This window comes from Actinokineospora xionganensis (genome assembly GCF_014323725.1).
Lineage (GTDB): Bacteria > Actinomycetota > Actinomycetes > Mycobacteriales > Pseudonocardiaceae > Actinokineospora > Actinokineospora xionganensis.
The window spans coordinates 212,834-231,165 of sequence record NZ_JABVED010000008.1 but is presented as its reverse complement, the minus strand read 5'-3'; the positions used below and the strand labels follow the sequence as shown (position 1 = coordinate 231,165).

Sequence of the window (18,332 nt, the reverse complement as noted above, 5' to 3'; positions counted from 1 at the left end):
GCAGATGCGACCGAAGATCCTCCGAATCGCCCTGGTGGCCGCCCTGGCCACCGGCTCCATGCTCGTCGCGACCCCGGGAGCGGCCACCGCGGCGCCGACCTCGGGCTTCGACGACTGGACATGCCTGCCCTCGGCCGCGCACCCCAATCCCGTGGTCCTGCTGCACGGTCTCGGCGGCAACGGGCCCGGCAACTACTCCTACCTCGGACCGCGGGTCGCGGCGGCGGGCTACTGCGCCTTCTCGCTCACCTACGGTCAGGCCGGACCGGCTTTCCCGGTGGGTGGGACGGTGTCCATCACCAAGTCCGCGCCGGAAATCGCCGCGTTCGTCGACCGCGTCCTCACCACGACCGGTGCGGCCAAGGTCGACATCGTGGGCCACTCCGAGGGCGGTTTCCACTCCCTCTACGGCCCGAAGGTCCTCGGCTACAGCGGCAAGGTCGGCCACGTCGTGGCGATGGCTCCGCCCACCCACGGCACCACCTTCGGCGGCCTGGTCACCGTCGGCGACTTCCTCGGACTGCGGCCGGTCGTGGACATCGTGCTCGCCACCTTCGGCTGCCAGGCCTGCCCGGAGATCCTCGTCGGCGGCTCCGCTGTCAAGGCTCTGACCAGCGGACCGATCGCCCAGCCGGGCGTCGAGTACACGATCATCGCGACGAAGTACGACGCCTTGGTCACCCCGCACGAGACGTCGTTCGTGCGCGAACCGGGAGTGCGAAACCTGTTCGTCCAGGACGTGTGTCCACTCGACCCGGTCGGCCATGTCGGCCTCGCGTTCGACAGCGGCGTCGCACAGCTGGTGATCAACGGGCTTGACCCGGCGGCCGCCAAGCCGGTGGTCTGCGGGTTCGGCCCGCCTCTGTAGCGAGCCTCGCCTCGCGCGTTCGGGTCATCCACGCCAAGATCAAGTGCGAAGTGGCGGCGGTCGGAAATGTCTGACTTCTGTCAGACTGTTGCGCCGAGCACTTGGGTGGTGGTGAGTGAGCGTGACGAACGCGGCTGTGCAGCGGTTGCCGGGACCCCGGCTGCCCGCCGAGATCACGACCTACGTCGGGCGCGGGACCGAGATCCGCGAAGTCAAACGGCTGCTCGGAGTCGCGCCGCTGGTGACCCTCACCGGACCGGGCGGGGTGGGCAAGACGAGGCTGGCGCTGCGGGTGGCCGCCGCGGTGCGGCCGTCGTTCGGCGACGACGTGGTCTTCGTCGGCCTCGCCGAGCTGCACGAGCCGAAACTGTTGGTGAACACGGTCGCCGACCGGCTCGGCCTGGGTGACCGGTCCACCAGGGCGCCGATCGACCTGGTCGTCGACCACCTGCGGGCGCGCAGGCTGTTGCTGGTGCTCGACAACTGCGAGCACCTCGTCGAGGCGAGCGCGGGGCTGGTGGAGGCCATTCTCACCTCGTGCCCGGACGTGGTGGTCCTGGCGACGAGCAGGCAGTCGCTCGGCGTCGCGGGCGAGCACGTGCTGCCGGTGCAGCCGCTGGCCGTGCCGGAGCCGGGCGAGTCCGTCGCGGCGATGGAGAAATACGACGCGGTCCGGCTCTTCCTGGACCGCGCGACCGCCGTCGTCCCGTCGTTCACCATCACCGAGGACGACGTCGAGGACGTGATCCGGCTGTGCCGGGCGCTCGACGGCCTGCCGCTGGCCATCGAACTCGCCGCGGTCCGGCTGCGCTCGCTGTCGGCCCGCCAGCTCGCCGACCGGCTAAACAAGCGGTTCACCCTGCTCACCCAGGCCAACCGGTCCGCGCCGAGCAGGCACGAGACCCTGGCGACCCTGATCGACTGGAGCCACCAGCTCTGCACCGAGCAGGAACGCCTGCTGTGGGCGCGGGCGGCGGTGTTCACCGGTGGCTTCGATCTCGAGGCGGCCGAGACGGCGTGCTGCGGCGACGGCCTGGACCGCGACGAGCTGCTCGACGTGCTCGACGGCCTGATCGACAAGTCCATCCTGCTGCGCGAGGAACACCACGGGCTGGTCCGGTTCCGCATGCTGGAGACGGTCCGGCAGTACGGCGAGGAGCGGCTGCGAGCGAACGGCGAGCTGGACCGGATGCGCCGCAGGCACCGCGACTGGTGCGCCGGGCTGACGGAGCAGTTCGCGGCCGAGTGGTTCAGCCCGGCCAAGCTCGACCGGATCGACTTCGAGCACGCCAATCTGCGGCAGGCACTGGACTACTGCGTCGGCGGCGCGGCGGAGGCCCTGGTCGGGCTGCGCATGGTGACCGACATCAAGGAGTACTGGGTCATCCGCGGCCTGCTGACCGAGGGCCGCATGTGGTGCGCGCGGCTGGTCGGCGTCGCCCCCGGCGACAGCGAGCCGCGCGCGGCGGCGGGCTGGGTCGACGCGTTCCTCGCGCTGATCCAGGGCGACATTCCCGCCTACGAGTCGACATTGGCCGGAGCGGCCGAGGTCGCCGAGCGGATAGGCGACGACAGCGCGCGCGCCTACGTCGACCACATCCGCGCCTACCACGCCCTGATGGGCAACGACGGCGAGCAGGCCGCGGAGCTGTTCCACCGGGCGACCAACGCGTTTCGGGAAATGGGCGACCTCAGCGGTGAGCTGTGGTCGCGGTTCAACTACGGCCTGGCCGTCAGCCTGACCGGCGACCTGGACACCGGCCGCGCGGTCATGCGCGACTGCGTAGACCGGTACACGGAATTGGGTGAGGTGTCCTGGCGGTGCTGGGCCCTGTGGTCGCTCAGCGCCGCGGAGTACCTGGCCGGGCAGTACGAGCAGGCGTTGGAAGCGGGCCTTGCGGTGCTGCGGCTGCAGCGCCGCTACGGCGACCGCGCGGTGATGGCCTTCGCCCTGACCGTGCTCGCCGGCTGCTCGACCCACCTCGGCGAACTCCGCCGTGCGGCCCGATTGCTGGGCGCGGCAACAACAGTGTGGAATTCAGTCGGTGCGTCACCGACCAACTACACGGCGTTCGTCGAGCCAATGCAGCGCGACATCGTCTTGGTGACCGAGGGCCTGGGCGCGGAAACCGCCGCCGCGGAATTCACCACCGGCGCCGCCCTGCCCAACGACACCGCGATCTCCTACGCCCTGCGCGAAGACATCTCCCGGGAAGTCCCGGAGGCGGCCGAGGCCCCGCTGACCAAGCGGGAGATGGAAGTCGCCGAACTCGTCGCGAAGGGCATGACGAACCGGGAGATCGCCAAGTCCCTGGTCATCTCCCTGCGCACGGCGGAAACCCACATCGACCACATCCGCACGAAACTGGGCTTCAGCAACCGCACCCAGATCGCCGCCTGGGTAGCGGGCCGCTAGGCCCACCTGGCCCGCGCGGCAACAGATCCAGCTCGTGCGGGTCAGTTGCTCGTTCTGTCCGCAGTTGACCGGCGCCGCTCGGGCGCCCGGCCGACCAGTTCGCCCCAGGTGGCTGTCCACAGCCCCGCCGATCCATCCACAGGAATCCCCGGACCCGTCGCAAACCCGCCGCCCGCCGACAGACTGGCCAAGGACAGCCCCCCGAGGTGGGTTGGAGGTTGTTGTCGCGCGCGGGCTGGCTTGGATCTAGGGCGCGACCCGCAGCGAGCTCATCGGCATTCGCGGGGCGATGACTGAGGCCGGGGCCACGTCCCGCAAAGCGCGAACCGACTGCAAAGGCAGCGGCTCGGCCTGGTCGACGCACTGCAGGTGCCGCAACATGATCCCCTCACGCAGCGCCCACGGACACAGGTCCACAGTGGACACGCCAAGCGCCACCATGGTGATCTTGGCCGTCAGCGCCCCGGCGAGGATCTGATGCGCCCGCGATCCCGACACGCCACGCAACTTGGCCCGCTGGGCGGCGGGTAGTTCGGCGAGCCGGGGGATCCACTGCTCAAGATCCTCCACGGTCAGCAGCCGCCGCGCGAACGGTCCCGCGCGCTGCGGGGGCGCTCCGGCCATCCGCGCCAGCTGTTTGAACGTCTTCGAAGTCGCGATCGCCCGGCGGAACGAACCCTCCCACCGCAGCCGGTCCGCCACCTCGCGCACCGAGTCCTGGACGTGGCGGGTGAGGTCCTTGATCTCGCAGGCCGGGGGTGGGTCGGCGGTGAAGAACCGCCGGGTCAGCCTGCCCGCGCCCAGCGGCAGCGACACCGCCAGTTCCGGCTCGGCGTCGCGGCCCAGGACGATCTCCATCGACCCGCCGCCGATGTCGAGCAGCAGCAGGCGGCCCGCGGACCAGCCGTACCAGCGGTGCGCCGCGTGGTAGGTCAGGCGCGCTTCGTCCTCGCCGCTGAGGAACTGCACCCGCAGCCCGGTCCGCCGCTCGATGGCGTCGACAACCTGGTCCCGGTTCTCGGCGTCGCGCACGGCCGACGTCGCGAAGACGTACAGTTCCTCGATTTCGAGCTTCTGCGCCTTGGCGAGCGCCGCCGCGACGGCCCCCACGACGCGCCGGACCCCGACGTCGGTGATGCCGCCGTCCGGCCCGAATTCCTCACCCAGCAGCGTCGGCCGTTTGAAGGCGTAGGACGGTAGCGGCGGCGAGCCGGTGAAGGCGTCGACCACCTGCAGCTGGGCTGAGTTCGACCCGATGTCTATCACGCCGATTCTCATGTCGGCGGATACCCACGATCGCGCAGGTCAAACGTTTCGCCCGGCCGCCACGGGGTAACGCCTGGGTCTGGCAGAAAGGGCGCACATGAAGATCGTCGTCATCGGCGGCACCGGAAACATCGGCACCGCCGTCATCGAACGTCTCCGCGGCAACGAGTTGGTCGGGGTCTGCCGCAGGCTCCCCGACCGCGAGCCACCCTACGACGGCGCCGAATGGCACCACATCGACGTGTCGACACCGGAATCGAGCGACCTGCTGGTCCGCGTGCTCGCCGACGCCGACGCCGTGGTCCACGCGGCCTGGGCGATCCAGCCCAGCCACGATCCTGAGTACCTGCACCGGGTCAACGTCGAAGGCAGCAGGCGGGTGATCGACGCGGTGGTGAACGCGAAGGTGCCGCACCTGGTCTACCTGTCGTCCGTCGGCGCCTACTCGCCGGCGAGGGACTCGACCCGGATCGACGAGAACTGGCCCACCGACGGCGTCTCGACTTCGGGCTACAGCCGGGACAAGTCCGAAGTGGAGCGAATCCTGGACGGCGTCCAAGCGGCCCGGCCGGAACTGACGGTGACCCGGTTGCGGCCGGGGTTGGTGCTGCAGCGCCGTTCCGCCAGTGAGGTGGCACGTTACTTCCTCGGCCCGCTGGCACCGCGGTTGTTGTTCAAAGCGGCGGAGAAGCGGCTGATTCCCGTGGTGCCGCTGCCTCGGTCGCTGACGCTGCAGTTCGTGCATGCCATGGACGTGGCCGACGCCGTCGCCGCCGCCGTCGTGCGACGCTATGACGGGCCGGTGAACCTGGCGGCCGAGCCACCGCTGTCCGCCGACGCTGTCGCCGAGCTCGTGGGCAGACGGCTGCTGCCCACTTCGGACCGGGTGCTGCGGCCCCTGGCCGCGGTGTCGTGGCGGGCGCACCTGCAGCCGACTCCGCCGGGCTGGCTCGACCTGGCGATGGGCAGCCCGGTGCTGGACACGGACCTGGCCCGCCGGGAGTTGGGCTGGCAGCCGAAGCTGGACGCGGGGGCGACACTGCGCGACCTGGTCGGCGGACTGGCGGACAACGCGGGGGTGTCCGCCAGTCCCGCGCTGCGCCCCGGCACACACAAGCGGCCCTAGGACGTCGTGCCCAGTCCGCGGGCACACGACCATGCCACTAGACGGAGCGCCATTCGGCGTCGGGCACCCGCTCGCTCGCCTGCGGCCCCATCAGCAGCATTCCGCCATCGACCACATAGGACGCGCCGGTCACGTACCCGGCCGCGGGCGTAGCCAGGAACGCCACCACCGCGGCGACTTCTTCCGCGTGTCCCGGCCTGCCCGACGGGAGGCCGGGCCGCTTCAGAGTCCGGGGGTCCACGTCCTCGTTGCCCGTCATCGGCGTGGCGATCTCCCCCGGGGCCACCGAGTTCACCGTGATCGCGTGCTCCGAGAGCTCCATGGCCAGCACCTTCGTCAGCATCCCCAGTCCGGCTTTGGCCGCGCAGTACGGCGCCGCCCCCACCCGGGGCGCGTGTTCGTGCACGCTCGTGATGTTGATGATCCGCCCGCCCTGCCCGGCGTTGATCATCCACCGGGCCGCGCGCTGCGAGCACAGGAAGGCGCCGTCGAGGTCGACCGACAGCACTGACCGCCACTCGTCGAAGTCCATGTCCATGACCTTGCACGAGCTGCCGGTGCCCGCGCAGTTCACCAGCACATCGATGCCGCCCAGCTCCGTGGCCAACTCGTCGATCACGCTGGCCGACGTGGGCAGGTCGGTGAGGTCCAGCGCGCCGACAGCCGCGGTGACCCCTGCCTCCTCGATCTCGCGCTTGGTCTCCTTGACCCCCTCCACATCCCGGTGGCAGGTGATACCGACGTCCACGCCGCCATGGGCCAGGGCGACCGCGATCGCCTTCCCGATACCGGAGTCGGCTCCGGTCACCACGGCACGCAGCGGCGCGCCGCGTCGGTCCTGGGGGAGGGGAGCGGTGGTGGTCATGACGAGGCCCTTTCTTCGTCGGCTGTACGAAGCGGTTGCCCACGGCCCGCGTCGGGAAAACACCAGTCTCGGGTTTGCGAGGCCGTTACCTGGGCATACGATCGCCATGACTGCCGAAAAGGCGCGAGTGCCGCGAGCCCGCGTCCGGCACGGTCCCGTGCCGAGGCAGGGAGGGTGACCGTGTCGATGAAGATCAACGAGCGCCCGGACGCCGACGGCGTGGCCCAGGCGTCACTGGAGGGGTACTTCGCCGCCGTCTGCGCCGAGGTCGGCATCTCCCCGAAGTCGGGGTGGTGGGAGGTCGAGCGGCCCTCGAACGCCTACCTCGCGGTCGACGAACACGACCCGACCCACCCGGACCGCGACCTGGCCCTGGTGTGGGACGAGGAGAACGGGTGGGCGGCCGTCGCCGAGACCAACGCGGCCCACGACATCCAGGTGCTGCGCTACCTCGGCGGGCAGGTGGTGCCCGACCCGCGCGTCGTCGGCGCGTTCCTCGCCGACGTGGCCGCCGGCCGCCAGTGCGGCCGCCCGGACCCGCCCCGGCTGCGCTCGTGCGTCGCCGAGGACGACTTACCCAGCCAGCTGGTGCGCTATCTCGGCCGCGAATGACCCAGGAGGAAGCCATGACCGAACCGCGCTCGGAACAGCAGGAAGGCCTCGACCAGGACGGTGTGGCCGAGGGCGTCCGCGACGAGAACTTCGTCTCCGCGACCGACCCCGACGGCGAAGGCCTGCCCGGGGACCTGATCGACACCGAGGCCACCGAAATCGCCCGCGACACCGAATCCGCGCGACCAAGCGGCCCCGAGGACCGCGCGCTGCGCCTCGAAGAGGCTGACCCCTAGAACACCGTCGAATCAACTCGCCAACCGCAGCCTTGGGGGGACCGTGACGCCACGTGACCACGGTTCCAACGTCAAGTGCGATGCCGACAAAGGGCGACCAACCGTTGAAATTCCGGGGAGGCGGACTAGTCATGTTTACTGTGGACGGACTGTCCCAGCTGGCGGAGATCACCCAGCTCGGCAGGCCGGTGTATCTGCGCTACTCCCAGGGACCCGAGGCCGACGCGCTGCATCCCAGCACCGACCACGAAAGCGGCCTGCGGATGCCCGGCCTGTCGGCCAACCCGCTCGCGGTGCCGCGCTGGTGGTCGCTGGACCCGCGGGACTGGCTCGCTCGCCGGGTCTGCCAGTACCTGCGCGAGCTCGATGAGGGCGCCCGCCCGTGGATCCTCTACGGCGAGCCGGTGGACTTCGGCCCGGACAACGAGCCGCTGCTGGTCGACATCACCCCGATCGCCTGGCTCAGCGCGGAACTCGTCGCCGAGGCGCACACCCGCTACCACTCCCGGCTGCGGGCGGGCGCGACCACGCACCGCGACTGACGGTCACACACCTTTGTTCGCTTCCTCGACGGGCACGCCGGTCGGCCGCAGGTCGCCTTGGCGTTTGAGATCGTGGAGTTCTTCCTGTTCGTGCAGTTCCCGGTCCTCGACGGCGATGAGTTCCTCGTGTGCGCCCTCGGTGGCCCGGACGAGTTCGTCGAGCTTGAGCAGGATCGCCTTCGTCTGCCGGTTGGTGGTGTGCTGGATGCTGAACAGCACCAGCAGGCTCACCAGGGAACCCGCGGCGTAGACAGTGATCTGCCATCCCGGCGTGAACCTCGTGCTCACACCGACAACGAGCAGTGTGAACACGACGAGCACGCTGAGACCGCTCGTCCACGGCGAACCGGCCACCTTGGCCAGGACCTGAGCCGTCCCGGAGAAGGCTTCGCGGACGTGCCGCGCCCTCATGACGCGCTCTCGTGGTCTTCCAATCCGACGGCCGCGCGCAGTTCCCTGCGGTCCTTGCGCAGATCGGCGCTGTCCATGCCGACGTGCCCCATCAGGTCGGACAGGCCGTCGGCGATGGCGTTGAGCTTGTGCTGCACGGCGTCATCGGCCCGGCGCTGGGTGTTCTGCAGCAGCGCGACGAGTAGGAAGGTGACGATCGTGGTGGCGGTGTTGATGATCAGCTGCCAGGTGTCGACATCCGGAAGCAGGAAGTAAGACGGCGCCCACAGCAGCACCAGCAGCACGCAGAGCATGAAGAACCAGGCCTTGGAGACGAACTCGGCCGCGGTCGTCGCGAACCGGTCGAACATCGAGATGTGGCCGTCGACATCCGAGGGCATGGTCGGACTTCTCGAGCCGTGGTGCTTAGACATCGTGACCTCCCTGGCAGATATCCATGCCCCGGGGAGTACCCAAAGTCGATCAGCCCGACACTTCCGGTACGGCTCAGCTCTCCTCGGGGATGCCGGGTGTATCCGGCTCCTCGTCCTCGCTGAGCTCGGGGTCCCGCCAGTCCTCCGCGTGGGTGGGGCGGTTGCCCTTGAGCGTGCCGTCGAGCTCGTGCTTGAGCTCGTCGTCCTGGCGTGGCCCGTGGGTGTCGCTCTCCCGGTGCATAACGGCTCCTCTCGACCACCACGGGTTACCCCGCGGACAACGTCCTCATGCCTGCTGGACATCCCCGATCGGTTCGTCCATCGCGGAGAGCTGCTGGTTGTGGGCCGCGTTCAGCGCGAACTCGTCACCCTGGGTTCCGAGGTAGGCCTGACCCGACTTGCCGCTGAGACTCGCGGCGAACGCCTCGATGACTTCGAAACCGCCGCTTACGCCCAGGCAGAGGCCGGTGTCGATGCCGAAGAGCCACCAACCCGGACGCGGCGGCGTGAGCCGGATGAGGAGTTCGCGGAGCACGATCGCGGCCGTGGCGCCGTGGGCGACGTGGCCGATACGGTCGTAGTGGTTGCGGCTGAAGTCGAACCAGTCACGCATCCAGTGGCCGAGCGGAACCTCGGCATAGGTGTAGTGGGCGCCCAGAGCGATCAGCAGGGCCGAGACCGTGAGAATCCGGTAGGAGATCGGCGCCGGCGGGAACTTGGCGTACGTCCACACGAGGACTGGCACGGCCACGGCGATGGGCGCCACTTCGAGCAACCGTGTCCCGTGGGACCGGGGCGCGATGGCCGAGGCCGCGACGGCCACGACGACGACGGACAGCAGGACCACCGGCTCGCGCGTGGACGTCATCTCACCGGATGCCCCGGGAAGGCGGGGATCAAGCATGCCGGTCAGGAGATCGGGCGGGTCCTCAGTTCGAGGAGTCGTCGCTGGGCGTCGCCGTGGGGCTGGTGGGCTCGCGGAACAGGTGTTCGTACGCGGCGGGGCGGAGGGCGGCCTTGTCGGCGTTGTCCTCGGTGGGCTCGTTGATGGGGTGGCTGAACAAATCATTTGTCATGGTGACGGTGAAATTCCTCTCGAACGGTTCGTCTTCGGAAGCGGGGGAGGAGTTCCCCCGCCCCGAACGATAATCAGTGCTACTTCGCGGCCGGACAGACGCATCCGCGGCTGTAGGAGCCCGCGGCCGTCGCCTTGCAGTACCGGGCGGAGATCTGGTCGTGCGCGCTCCACTCGTGGCTGCACGCCGGACAGGCCGCCGAGGCCAGGCTATCGGCCGGTGCCTCGGAAATTGTCACGCGGGTGTCGATCGTGGGCATATTTCTCCCGTCAGTTTTTGATACACACCGGGAGACGTGCGAATAGTTCGCGCCATAAGCACCGTAGCACGTTGTCAAGGCAGGCGGCGCGGAAATCGACCTAGGCCGCGGTGACCTTGGGCTCGGCGCCGAGCACGTCGCGGCCCGCGTCGGTGAGTTCGGCGCGCACCCGCTCGGTGATCGCGCCGAGCCGCGTGTGCTGGACCAGGCCCAGGTGGAACAGGGCGTGCGCGGTCGGCTGGTCACAGCAGTTGAGCCCGTCGACGAACATGTCCGGCTCGGACCCGCAGGTCATGTCGACCCGGCCTGCGCCCACGGCCCGCAGCAGGGCCGCCGCGCGGTGGCTCAGGTCGGTCGTCGGCTCCGACATGGCGGGCCCTCTTCCGTCTTGATCCGCTGGTTGAACTCCCTGACCAGCGTGAACGCGCGAAGGACCAAGGGCGTCGGGGGGATTACCTATCCGGGTACGTAGCTTTGGGTGTCCGTACTCACGTGAGTTCGGCGACCCGCTCCACGTTGGGTGTGCGGCCGGCGACGATGAGCACGTCGCCCTCGTACACGACGGTCTCGGCGGTCGCGTAGGTGAAGTCCTCGCCGGGGCGCTTGACGCCGACCACGGTGACGTCGTATTTCGACCGCAGCCTGCTCTCGCCGAGCGGCAGGCCGACCGCCTCGGCTGGGGCGATGGTCTTGACCATCGCGTAGTCGTCCTCGAACTCGATGTAGTCCAGCATCCGGCCGGTCACCAGGTGGGCTACCCGCTCGCCCATCTCGTGCTCGGGGAGCACGACGTGGTGTGCGCCGATGCGCTGCAGGATCTGCCCGTGCTGGCGGCTGATCGCCTTGGCCCAGATGTTCGGGATGTCGAACTCGACCAGCAGCGACGTGGTCAGGATGCTGGCTTCCAGATCGGTGCCGATCGCCACCACGGCGCGGCGGAACTCGTCGACACCCAGCTGACGCAGGACGTCCTCGTCGGTGGTGTCCGCGACGACGGCATGGGTCAGCTCCGCGGAGAGCCGCTGGACCGTGCGCGGATCCGAGTCGATGCCGAGCACCTCCGTGCCCCGGCTGATCAGTTCCATGGCGAGCGACGTGCCGAAGCGGCCCAGGCCGATGACGACGACGCGCTGTGCCTTCTTATCCGACAATCGGACGCTCCTCGGGGAGTTCGTAGCGCCGCGCGCGTTCGCGCAGCGCGAGTGCCGAGGCCAGGGTGATCGGCCCCAGCCTGCCCATGAACATCAGCACTACCAGTACCGCCTGTCCCGCCACGGGCAGCTGTGCGGTGATGCCGGTCGACATGCCGACTGTCGCGAACGCGGAGGTGGCCTCGAACAGCACGTCGTCGAGCCGGAACGGTGAGATCGACAGCAGCACGATCGTGCCCGCCATGACCGCGCCGACGCCGAGCAGCGCGACGGTCAGGGCCTGCCGCTGGACCTCGCCCGCCAGCTTGCGGCCCATGATGTGCACGGTCGGCTCGGCGCGGATCTCGGCCAGCATGACCCAGCCCAGCAGTGCGAAGGTGGTGACCTTGATGCCGCCCGCCGTGCCCGCGCTGCCGCCGCCGATGAACATCAGCACGTCGTTCAGCAGCAGGGTCGAGGGCTGGACCTGCGCCATGTCGATGCTGTTGAAGCCCGCGGTGCGCGGCTGCACCGAGTGGAAGAAGCCGATCAGGATCTTGTCGAGGGTCCCGACCGGGCCCAGCGTGGTGGGGTTGCGCCACTCGAAGACCAGGAACGCGAGCGCCCCGAAGAGCAGCAGTCCGAAGTAGACCGGAATGGTGATCTTGGTGTGCAGCGACCACCGCTTGCCTCGTCGCTTGCGCCTGCGGGCCAGTTCGAGCAGCACCGGGAAGCCCAGGCCGCCGATGATCGTGGCGATCATCATCGGCACGCAGATCAGCGGATCGGTCGCGAAACCGATCATGCTGTCGCTGTAGAGCGCGAAGCCTGCGTTGTTGAACGCCGACACCGAGTGGTAGATCCCGTGGTAGACGGCCCGGCCGAACGAGTAGTCGTGTCCGGCGGCGAAGCCTGCCGTGAGGAACGCCGCGATGACGGCCTCGACGGCGAGGCTGGTGATGATGACCCCGAGCAGCACCCTGCGGACCTCGCCGAGCCCCAGCGACTTGGTCTCGGCCTGCGCGGTCATCTGCAGGCGCAGGCCGATCCGCCGCGAGACCAGCAGGATCAGCAGGGAGGCCAGGGTCATGATCCCGAAGCCGCCGACCTGGATCAGCCCGAGGATGACGACCTCGCCGAACGTGGACCAGTGGCCCGCGGTGTCCACGACGACCAGCCCGGTGACGCAGACCGCGGACACCGCCGTGAACAAGGCGGTGAACGGATCGGTCGCCGAGCCGGACGCCGAGGCGACGGGCAGGGTGAGCAGGAACGTGCCGAGGAGCGTGGCGGCGCCGAATGCCAGGGCGACCGCCCTCGCCGGGTGACGCAGGAGCGCGATTCCGCGATTCCGCGCCGCCGCGATCAGTGGTGCACTCACCCAGGCCTCATGTCAACCGTTCGGACTCAAGCGAGGACAAAGTAGCGCAGCCAGAGATACGGCGCCGCCAAAGCGATGGACAGGGCGGCCACGATGATGCCGTAGCGGGTGAACTTCCAGAAACTGATCGGCGTGCCGTTGCGGGCCGCCAGCCCGAGCATCACCACGTTGGCGCTTGCGCCTACCGCGGTCGCGTTGCCGCCGAGGTCCGCGCCCAGGGCCAGCGACCACCACAGCGACTCGGCCTGCGGGCCGCCGCCCTGCGCCGCGACCAGGTCGGCGACGATCGGCGACATGGTGGCCACGTAGGGGATGTTGTCGACGATGGCGGACAGGACCGCGGAGATGCCGAGCAGCGCCATGACCGCGAGCAGCGGCTGACCGCCCACGGCGTCGGCGAGTGCTTTGGAGACCTCGCCGATGACGCCGGTCTTCACCAGGGCGCCGACCATGATGAACAGGCCCATGAAGAAGACCAGGGTCTCCCACTCGACGTCGGCGATCGCCTCCTCGGTGGTGACCTTGGAGATCATGACGAGCACCCCGGCGCCCAGCAGGGCCACCACGGACGGCTCGACATGCAGCGCGCTGTGCAGGACGAACCCGACCATCACCAGGGCCAGCACGATCATGCTCTGCCACAGCAGCTTGCTGTCGCGGATCGCGTCGCGCTCGTTGAGCGCCATGACCTCGGCCACGCGCTTCTCGTCGTACTTGAACGCGCTGCGGAACAGCCAGCGGCACACGAGGACGAAGACCGCCATCATGAAGATCGCGAACGGCGCCATGTGGATGAGGAAGTCGTTGAACGACAGACCCGCGCGACTGGCGATGATGATGTTGGGTGGGTCGCCGATCAGCGTCGCCGCGCCACCGATGTTGGACGCGAGGACCTCGGCGATCAGGAACGGGATCGGGTTGAGGTTGAGCCGGTCGCAGACCAGGAACGTGACCGGCGCGATCAGCAGCACCGTCGTCACGTTGTCCAGCGCGGCTGAGGCGACCGCGGTGATGATCACGAACAGCACCATCACGGCGAAGGGCTTGCCCTTGGCGCGTTTGGCCGCGGCGATGGCCAGATACTCGAACAGCCCGGTCTGCTTGATCACCCCGACGATGATCATCATGCCGAGCAGCAGGAACACCACGTTCCAGTCGACGCCCGCGTCGAGGGAGTGAAACGCCGTCTCACCGTTGGTCAGGCCGAGCGCGAGCATCAGCGCCGCGCCGCCGAGGGCGGCCGCGACGCGGTGCACGCGTTCGGTGGCGATCAGGATGTAGGCGCCGACGAAGACGACGATGGAGAGGATCTGGCTGATGCTCATTCGCTGGACCCCGGGTTTGTTTTGAGCAGGACGTCGAGCAGGTGTGACGTGGTGACCACGCCGTGGATCGTGTCGCCGTCGGCGACGAGGAGCAGGGGGCTGTGCAGCCGGGCCATCATCGCCGCGCACTCCATGACGGTTGCCTCGCCGGACACCAGCGGCAGCTCGTACCGCTTGTCCTTGGGCGGAAGCACCTCTTTGACGGTGCGTCCGGCGAGCTTGCCGACGCACGCCTCCGCGCCGCCACGCTCGTCGTACACCCGGGCCAGCGACGGGTCCTCCTGGACGTAGCCGGGAACGATGAACCGCAGCACCTGCGAACCGGGCAGCACGGTCACCGGATGGTTGTCCGCGTCGACCACGACCACACCGGGCCGCCGCTGCCGGGCTATCAGCTCCGCGGCGGCCAAGGCGCTGTCGGTCAGCTGGACCAGCGGGTATTCCTCAGCAAGATCACGTGCGCGCATCTCGGACACCTTCGACGTAGTCGGCTGTAACCGTCGTCACAGCAGGGCTAACATGAAGTTCTTCGGGACCTACCAGCCAGGAGCGTCGCCCATGTCCGGACTGACGGGCACCATCCTCATCATCGCGGTGTTCCTGGTCGGTGTGCTCGCCGTGCGACTGACCAGTCGGCATTGACGCTGGTCACGACTTCATCGGTTCGTCGGGTTCAGCCCGGGCGGCTGACGCGGGCTGACCGGTCGGCAGGTTGTCCGGCGGCTCGATCCGCAGCATCTTCGCCACCGGCACGTCGGTCGAGGAGTGCAGCACGATCGACAGCGCGATGGTGATCGCGACCAGGTCGAAGACGTGGTCGCCCTGCGGTATCCCCGCCTGCAGGGCCAGCAGTCCGTAGACCACCGACGCGAATCCCTTGGGGCCGAACCAGGCCGCGGCCGAGCGCTCGTGGGTGGTCAGTGGCGTGCGCAGCAGAGACAGCATCATCGACGCGGGCCGCACCAGCAGGATCGCCAGGACCGCCACGGCCCAGTCGCCCACGCTCAGGTGCGAGATCCGCTCGGGGGTGATCAACGCGCCGAACACGAGCAGCGCGGCGAACTTCGTCGTCTCCGACAGCAGGTCGCCGAAGTGCTCGAAGTGCTCCGCGGACACCCGGTCCAGCGTGGCGATGGTTGAGCCCGCGGCGAACGCGGCCAGGTACGGGTTGGCGTGGGTCAGGTGGCACGACGCGTAGAGGATGATCGCGATCGCCAGCGGTCCCAGGGCCTGCAGACGCGGTTCGGCGGTCAGGATCTTCGCCCGCCAGGCCAGGACGACCACAGCGGGGATGACGATGCCCAGGGCCAGGCCCGCGACCAGTTCGAGCGCGATCTCGCCCAAGTGGGCGTCGCGGTTCGCCGCGGTGGCCAGGAAGATCAGCACGAACGGGAGAGCCAAGCCGTCATTGAGGCCGGACTCGACGTTGAGCAGTCTGCGCAGCCGAATCGGCACATCCTGGCGGCCCACGATCGCCGAGGCGAAAACCGGGTCAGTGGGGGAGAGGATCGCGCCGACGAGCAGTGCGGTGGTCCAGTCGAGCCCGGCGAGATAGTGGGCCGGGACGGCGATGCCGATCATGGTCAGCGGCATGGCCAGGCCGAGCGTGCGGCCGGTGATCCGCCAGCCCTCTTTGAGGTCCGGCAGACCTGCGCGCTGGCCGTCGACGAACAGCACGGTGAACAACGCGAGATCGGCCAGGGCGGTGACGAACAGGCCGTCGGACGGGATGTCGACCAAGCCGAGGCCGCCCTGTCCGATCACCGCTCCGGCGACCAGGAACATGAGTGCGGTGGACAGGATCGTCCGGGCCGCGACACCGGACAAGGACACGCTGATCAGCAGAATGACACCGAAAACCAAGGCAAGCGCCATCGCGAACCCCCAATCGACGCTTAACAGCCCACCCCCTGTGAGGTGGGCGTGCCGACCAGACTTCCCGGCGCTCCGGGCGTCAAGATGCCGTAAACGGACCTCCGGCGCAAATAGGGAGTCGCGTTGAACACATCTGTGCAGGCGGGCGTGTCGCTCAGCGGCGCGTGACCCAGGCGGCGATTTCGGAGCGGGTGTGGAAGCCGAGTCTCGTGCGGATCGCGTCCACATGGGACTCGACGGTGCGCTGCGAGATCACCAGGCGCTCGGCGATCTCCTTGCTGGTCAGGCCCTCGGCGATCAACTTCGCGATCTCCGACTGGCGCTTGGTGAGCCCGGTGCTGGGCTCAGCAGGCGGGGGCGGCTTGGCCTCCTCCAGCGTGTAGCGCAGAGCGGCCTCAGGGGGCAGCGCGCGGCCCAGCGCGACGGCCCGCTCGAACGCCGTGTCGCCCAGCGCCTCGCGGGTGTGGGCGGCGTACTCCTCGCGGAGTTCGAACAGCGGCACGTACGCCGCGGGCGTCGTGCCCATCGCCGTCCACCCGGTCTCGGCGATGCCCAGCAGGGTCGCCGCCCGGACGTGTTCGCCCTTGTGCGCGGCCACCGCCGCGAGCGTCTCCGTGGTGAACGCCTCGACCTCGACGGTGCCCACCTCGTGCGCCATCCGCAGCGCCTGCCTGCCGATGGTGTCGGCCAACTCCGCGTCGCGGACCGCTTTCATGTCGAGGAACCCCAGGCAGCACAGCGCCCACGACCGCCAGTGCGTCTCGCCCTGGGCGGCGCACCGGGCGATGATCTCCTGGAGCACGGCACGGCCCCGCTGGTAGTCCTCGGCGAGGCCGACGGAGAGTCCGTGGGCCGTCGGGACGAACGACTCGCCGCGCCGGACCCGGTGTGCGCGGAAGCCGTCCCACGCGGTTTTCGTCAGCCCGACCGCGGCGGCGGGATCGCCGCTGAACACAGCCGTCACACCCCAGCCCGCCGCGACGTAGGCGGCCTCGACCTCGTCAGGCCGGTCTTTCAGCAGTTCGCCCGCCGCGCCGAACCGTTCGGCGACGGACTTGCCATCGCCCTGGAACAGCGCCGTCCAGCCGTCGATCCGCAACGCGGTCACCCGCTCCGGCGCGTCCTCGGGCAGGGCGGCCAACGCCCGGTCCATCCACACCCGAAGCTCGGTGAACAGGCCGCTGACCGACCAAAAGTCGATGATCTTGGCGATCATCCGCACGCCGGCCGCCGCCTCGCCGGGCGCGGTGAAGCAGAAGTCCAGCGCCACCCGGATATTCGGGTACTCCCGGCGCAGGGCCGCCATCAGCGGCACCTGGTCCGGTCCGATCCACGTGCGCTCGAACCGACCGGCCAGACCGGCGTACCAGTCGCGGTGCCGCTCACTCACCCGCTGCCGGTCGGCGGCCTCGTCCAGGCGGTCCAGGCCGTACTCGCGCAGGGTCTCCAGCATCCGGTACCGGACCTCGCCGCCCTCCTCCTCGCGGACCAGGATCGACTTGTCCACCAAGCCGTCCACCAGGTTCAGCACGTCGTCGGGGTCCACGCCCGCTCCGCCGCAGACATGTTCGGCCGCGGCCAGACCGAACGTGCCGGAGAACACCGCGGCCCGGGCCCACATCAGCCGCTCCGGCGCCGAACACAGCCCGTGGCTCCAGTCGATGGTCGCCCGCAGCGTCTGCTGCCTGCGCGGAGCCGTCCGCCTGCCCTTGGTCAGCAGCGCCAGCCGGTCGGTGAGGCGCTCGGTCAACTGGCGCACCGACAGCGACCGCACGCGCACCGCGGCGAGTTCGATCGCCAGCGGCAGCCCCTCGAGGTCTTGGCACAGCCGGGCCACGTCGGCGAAGTTGTCGTCGGTCACCTCGAACGTCGGCACCACCGAGCGCGCCCGGTCGACGAAGAGCCGCACGGAGTCGAACTTCTCCAGGTCGGCGGGCGAGCGCACGTCGTCGGCGACCGGGGTCGCCAGCGGTGGCACGGGCAGGATCTGCTCGCCGGACACTCCGATGGACTGCCTGCTGGTGACCAGGATCGACACGTGCGGGCACTCCCGCAGCACCGCCGTGACGAACTTCGCGCACGCCTCGACGAGGTGCTCGCAGTTGTCCAGCAGCAGCAACATCCGGCGGTCCCGCAGGTGCTCGATCACCACCGCGGTCGACGAGCGCCCGGACTGGTCGCGCAGGCCCAGCGCGTCGGCCACCAGGTCCGGAAGCAACTCGGCGTCGCGCAACTCGGCCAGTCGCACGAACACCACGTCGCCCTGGAAGAGCCGATCGACGTCGGCGGCGACCCGGCCCGCCAGCCGAGTCTTGCCGACCCCGCCGGTGCCGCTCAAGGTCAGCAGATGCCCGGAGTCAAGCATCCGCTTGGCCCGCGCCGCCTCCTCGAGTCTGCCCACGTAGCTGGTCAACTCGACCGGCACCCGGCTCGCGCCCGTACCGTCGGTCACCGCGGCCATACGTGCTCCCAGATGATCTACCAGCGAAAACTCTGCGATCAACGTTCGGTTGATGCTAACCCGAGCGCGT

General features: G+C 69.3%; 22 protein-coding genes. 7 read left to right on the top strand and 15 right to left on the bottom strand.

Translation table 11 applies throughout. The features are described 5' to 3' along the window. The first annotated feature begins 4 nt into the window (after positions 1–4). Both GPZ80_RS16220 and GPZ80_RS16215 read left to right on the top strand, forming a co-directional pair. Positions 5–868, top strand: a complete 864-nt coding sequence (locus GPZ80_RS16220; protein WP_187221194.1) for an esterase/lipase family protein — start codon at positions 5–7, stop codon at positions 866–868. Positions 869–989: 121 nt separating this feature from the next. Continuing rightward, positions 990–3,284: an ATP-binding protein gene (locus GPZ80_RS16215; RefSeq protein WP_312880361.1), complete on the top strand. Its 2,295-nt coding sequence runs from the start codon at positions 990–992 to the stop codon at positions 3,282–3,284. A gap of 246 nt (positions 3,285–3,530) precedes the next feature. Here GPZ80_RS16215 and GPZ80_RS16210 read toward each other — a convergent pair whose 3' ends face one another. Further along, positions 3,531–4,562 (bottom strand): Ppx/GppA family phosphatase, encoded by a 1,032-nt coding sequence (locus GPZ80_RS16210; RefSeq protein WP_187221193.1) that lies wholly within the window; start codon positions 4,560–4,562, stop codon positions 3,531–3,533. A gap of 85 nt (positions 4,563–4,647) precedes the next feature. Between GPZ80_RS16210 and GPZ80_RS16205 the strand changes: the two genes are divergently transcribed. Continuing rightward, positions 4,648–5,676 (top strand): NAD-dependent epimerase/dehydratase family protein, encoded by a 1,029-nt coding sequence (locus GPZ80_RS16205; RefSeq protein WP_187221192.1) that lies wholly within the window; start codon positions 4,648–4,650, stop codon positions 5,674–5,676. A gap of 37 nt (positions 5,677–5,713) precedes the next feature. Here the strand turns inward: GPZ80_RS16205 and GPZ80_RS16200 are convergent, their stop codons facing one another. Next, positions 5,714–6,541, bottom strand: coding sequence for an SDR family oxidoreductase (locus GPZ80_RS16200; protein WP_187221191.1), 828 nt, complete (start codon positions 6,539–6,541; stop codon positions 5,714–5,716). 186 nt (positions 6,542–6,727) lie between these two features. Between GPZ80_RS16200 and GPZ80_RS16195 the strand changes: the two genes are divergently transcribed. From GPZ80_RS16195 to GPZ80_RS16185, 3 genes are all read left to right on the top strand, one after another. Then, the gene (locus tag GPZ80_RS16195; protein ID WP_246477181.1) at positions 6,728–7,153 is read left to right on the top strand and encodes a DUF6292 family protein; all 426 of its coding nucleotides are present in this window, start codon (positions 6,728–6,730) and stop codon (positions 7,151–7,153) included. A 14-nt stretch (positions 7,154–7,167) separates the two neighbouring features. Continuing rightward, a complete protein-coding gene (locus GPZ80_RS16190) occupies positions 7,168–7,389 on the top strand; it encodes a hypothetical protein (RefSeq protein ID WP_187221189.1) in 222 nt (73 codons plus the stop codon). Between the two features lie 131 nt (positions 7,390–7,520). Beyond that, a complete protein-coding gene (locus GPZ80_RS16185) occupies positions 7,521–7,931 on the top strand; it encodes a DUF6098 family protein (RefSeq protein WP_187221188.1) in 411 nt (136 codons plus the stop codon). A gap of 3 nt (positions 7,932–7,934) precedes the next feature. On the opposite strand, the gene GPZ80_RS16180 is transcribed toward GPZ80_RS16185, so the two are convergent. From GPZ80_RS16180 to GPZ80_RS16130, 11 genes are all read right to left on the bottom strand, one after another. Further along, positions 7,935–8,342 (bottom strand): low affinity iron permease family protein, encoded by a 408-nt coding sequence (locus tag GPZ80_RS16180; RefSeq protein ID WP_187221187.1) that lies wholly within the window; start codon positions 8,340–8,342, stop codon positions 7,935–7,937. Further along, on the bottom strand, positions 8,339–8,755 hold the full coding sequence (locus tag GPZ80_RS16175; RefSeq protein WP_222719382.1) for a low affinity iron permease family protein: 417 nt from the start codon (positions 8,753–8,755) through the stop codon (positions 8,339–8,341). Before GPZ80_RS16175 ends, GPZ80_RS16180 begins: the two co-directional genes overlap by 4 nt. Positions 8,756–8,828: 73 nt before the next feature. Next, positions 8,829–8,996: a hypothetical protein gene (locus GPZ80_RS16170; protein ID WP_187221186.1), complete on the bottom strand. Its 168-nt coding sequence runs from the start codon at positions 8,994–8,996 to the stop codon at positions 8,829–8,831. A gap of 45 nt (positions 8,997–9,041) precedes the next feature. After that, on the bottom strand, positions 9,042–9,659 hold the full coding sequence (locus tag GPZ80_RS16165) for a DUF2238 domain-containing protein (protein ID WP_187221185.1): 618 nt from the start codon (positions 9,657–9,659) through the stop codon (positions 9,042–9,044). 25 nt (positions 9,660–9,684) lie between these two features. Then, positions 9,685–9,831, bottom strand: coding sequence for a hypothetical protein (locus tag GPZ80_RS16160; protein WP_187221184.1), 147 nt, complete (start codon positions 9,829–9,831; stop codon positions 9,685–9,687). 79 nt (positions 9,832–9,910) lie between these two features. Continuing rightward, a complete protein-coding gene (locus GPZ80_RS16155; protein WP_187221298.1) occupies positions 9,911–10,090 on the bottom strand; it encodes an RGCVC family protein in 180 nt (59 codons plus the stop codon). A gap of 100 nt (positions 10,091–10,190) precedes the next feature. Next, complete coding sequence (locus GPZ80_RS16150; protein WP_187221183.1) at positions 10,191–10,460, bottom strand: hypothetical protein; 270 nt, start codon at positions 10,458–10,460, stop codon at positions 10,191–10,193. A gap of 118 nt (positions 10,461–10,578) precedes the next feature. Continuing rightward, on the bottom strand, positions 10,579–11,241 hold the full coding sequence (locus tag GPZ80_RS16145; RefSeq protein ID WP_187221182.1) for a potassium channel family protein: 663 nt from the start codon (positions 11,239–11,241) through the stop codon (positions 10,579–10,581). After that, positions 11,231–12,601, bottom strand: a complete 1,371-nt coding sequence (locus GPZ80_RS16140; RefSeq protein WP_312880360.1) for a TrkH family potassium uptake protein — start codon at positions 12,599–12,601, stop codon at positions 11,231–11,233. Before GPZ80_RS16140 ends, GPZ80_RS16145 begins: the two co-directional genes overlap by 11 nt. A 26-nt stretch (positions 12,602–12,627) precedes the next feature. Next, positions 12,628–13,920 (bottom strand): ArsB/NhaD family transporter, encoded by a 1,293-nt coding sequence (locus GPZ80_RS16135; protein ID WP_312880376.1) that lies wholly within the window; start codon positions 13,918–13,920, stop codon positions 12,628–12,630. Between the two features lie 2 nt (positions 13,921–13,922). Beyond that, on the bottom strand, positions 13,923–14,393 hold the full coding sequence (locus GPZ80_RS16130; protein ID WP_187221180.1) for a CBS domain-containing protein: 471 nt from the start codon (positions 14,391–14,393) through the stop codon (positions 13,923–13,925). Positions 14,394–14,445: 52 nt separating this feature from the next. On the opposite strand from GPZ80_RS16130, the gene GPZ80_RS33385 reads away from it, so the two are divergent. Continuing rightward, positions 14,446–14,568, top strand: a complete 123-nt coding sequence (locus GPZ80_RS33385) for a hypothetical protein (RefSeq protein ID WP_281401266.1) — start codon at positions 14,446–14,448, stop codon at positions 14,566–14,568. A 6-nt stretch (positions 14,569–14,574) separates the two neighbouring features. Here the strand turns inward: GPZ80_RS33385 and GPZ80_RS16125 are convergent, their stop codons facing one another. Together GPZ80_RS16125 and GPZ80_RS16120 are read right to left on the bottom strand one after the other, a co-directional pair. Then, entirely contained in the window at positions 14,575–15,801 is a 1,227-nt protein-coding gene (locus GPZ80_RS16125) for a cation:proton antiporter (RefSeq protein WP_187221179.1), read from the bottom strand. 154 nt (positions 15,802–15,955) lie between these two features. Beyond that, the gene (locus tag GPZ80_RS16120; RefSeq protein WP_187221178.1) at positions 15,956–18,262 is read right to left on the bottom strand and encodes an ATP-binding protein; all 2,307 of its coding nucleotides are present in this window, start codon (positions 18,260–18,262) and stop codon (positions 15,956–15,958) included. Between the last annotated feature and the right edge of the window lie 70 nt (positions 18,263–18,332).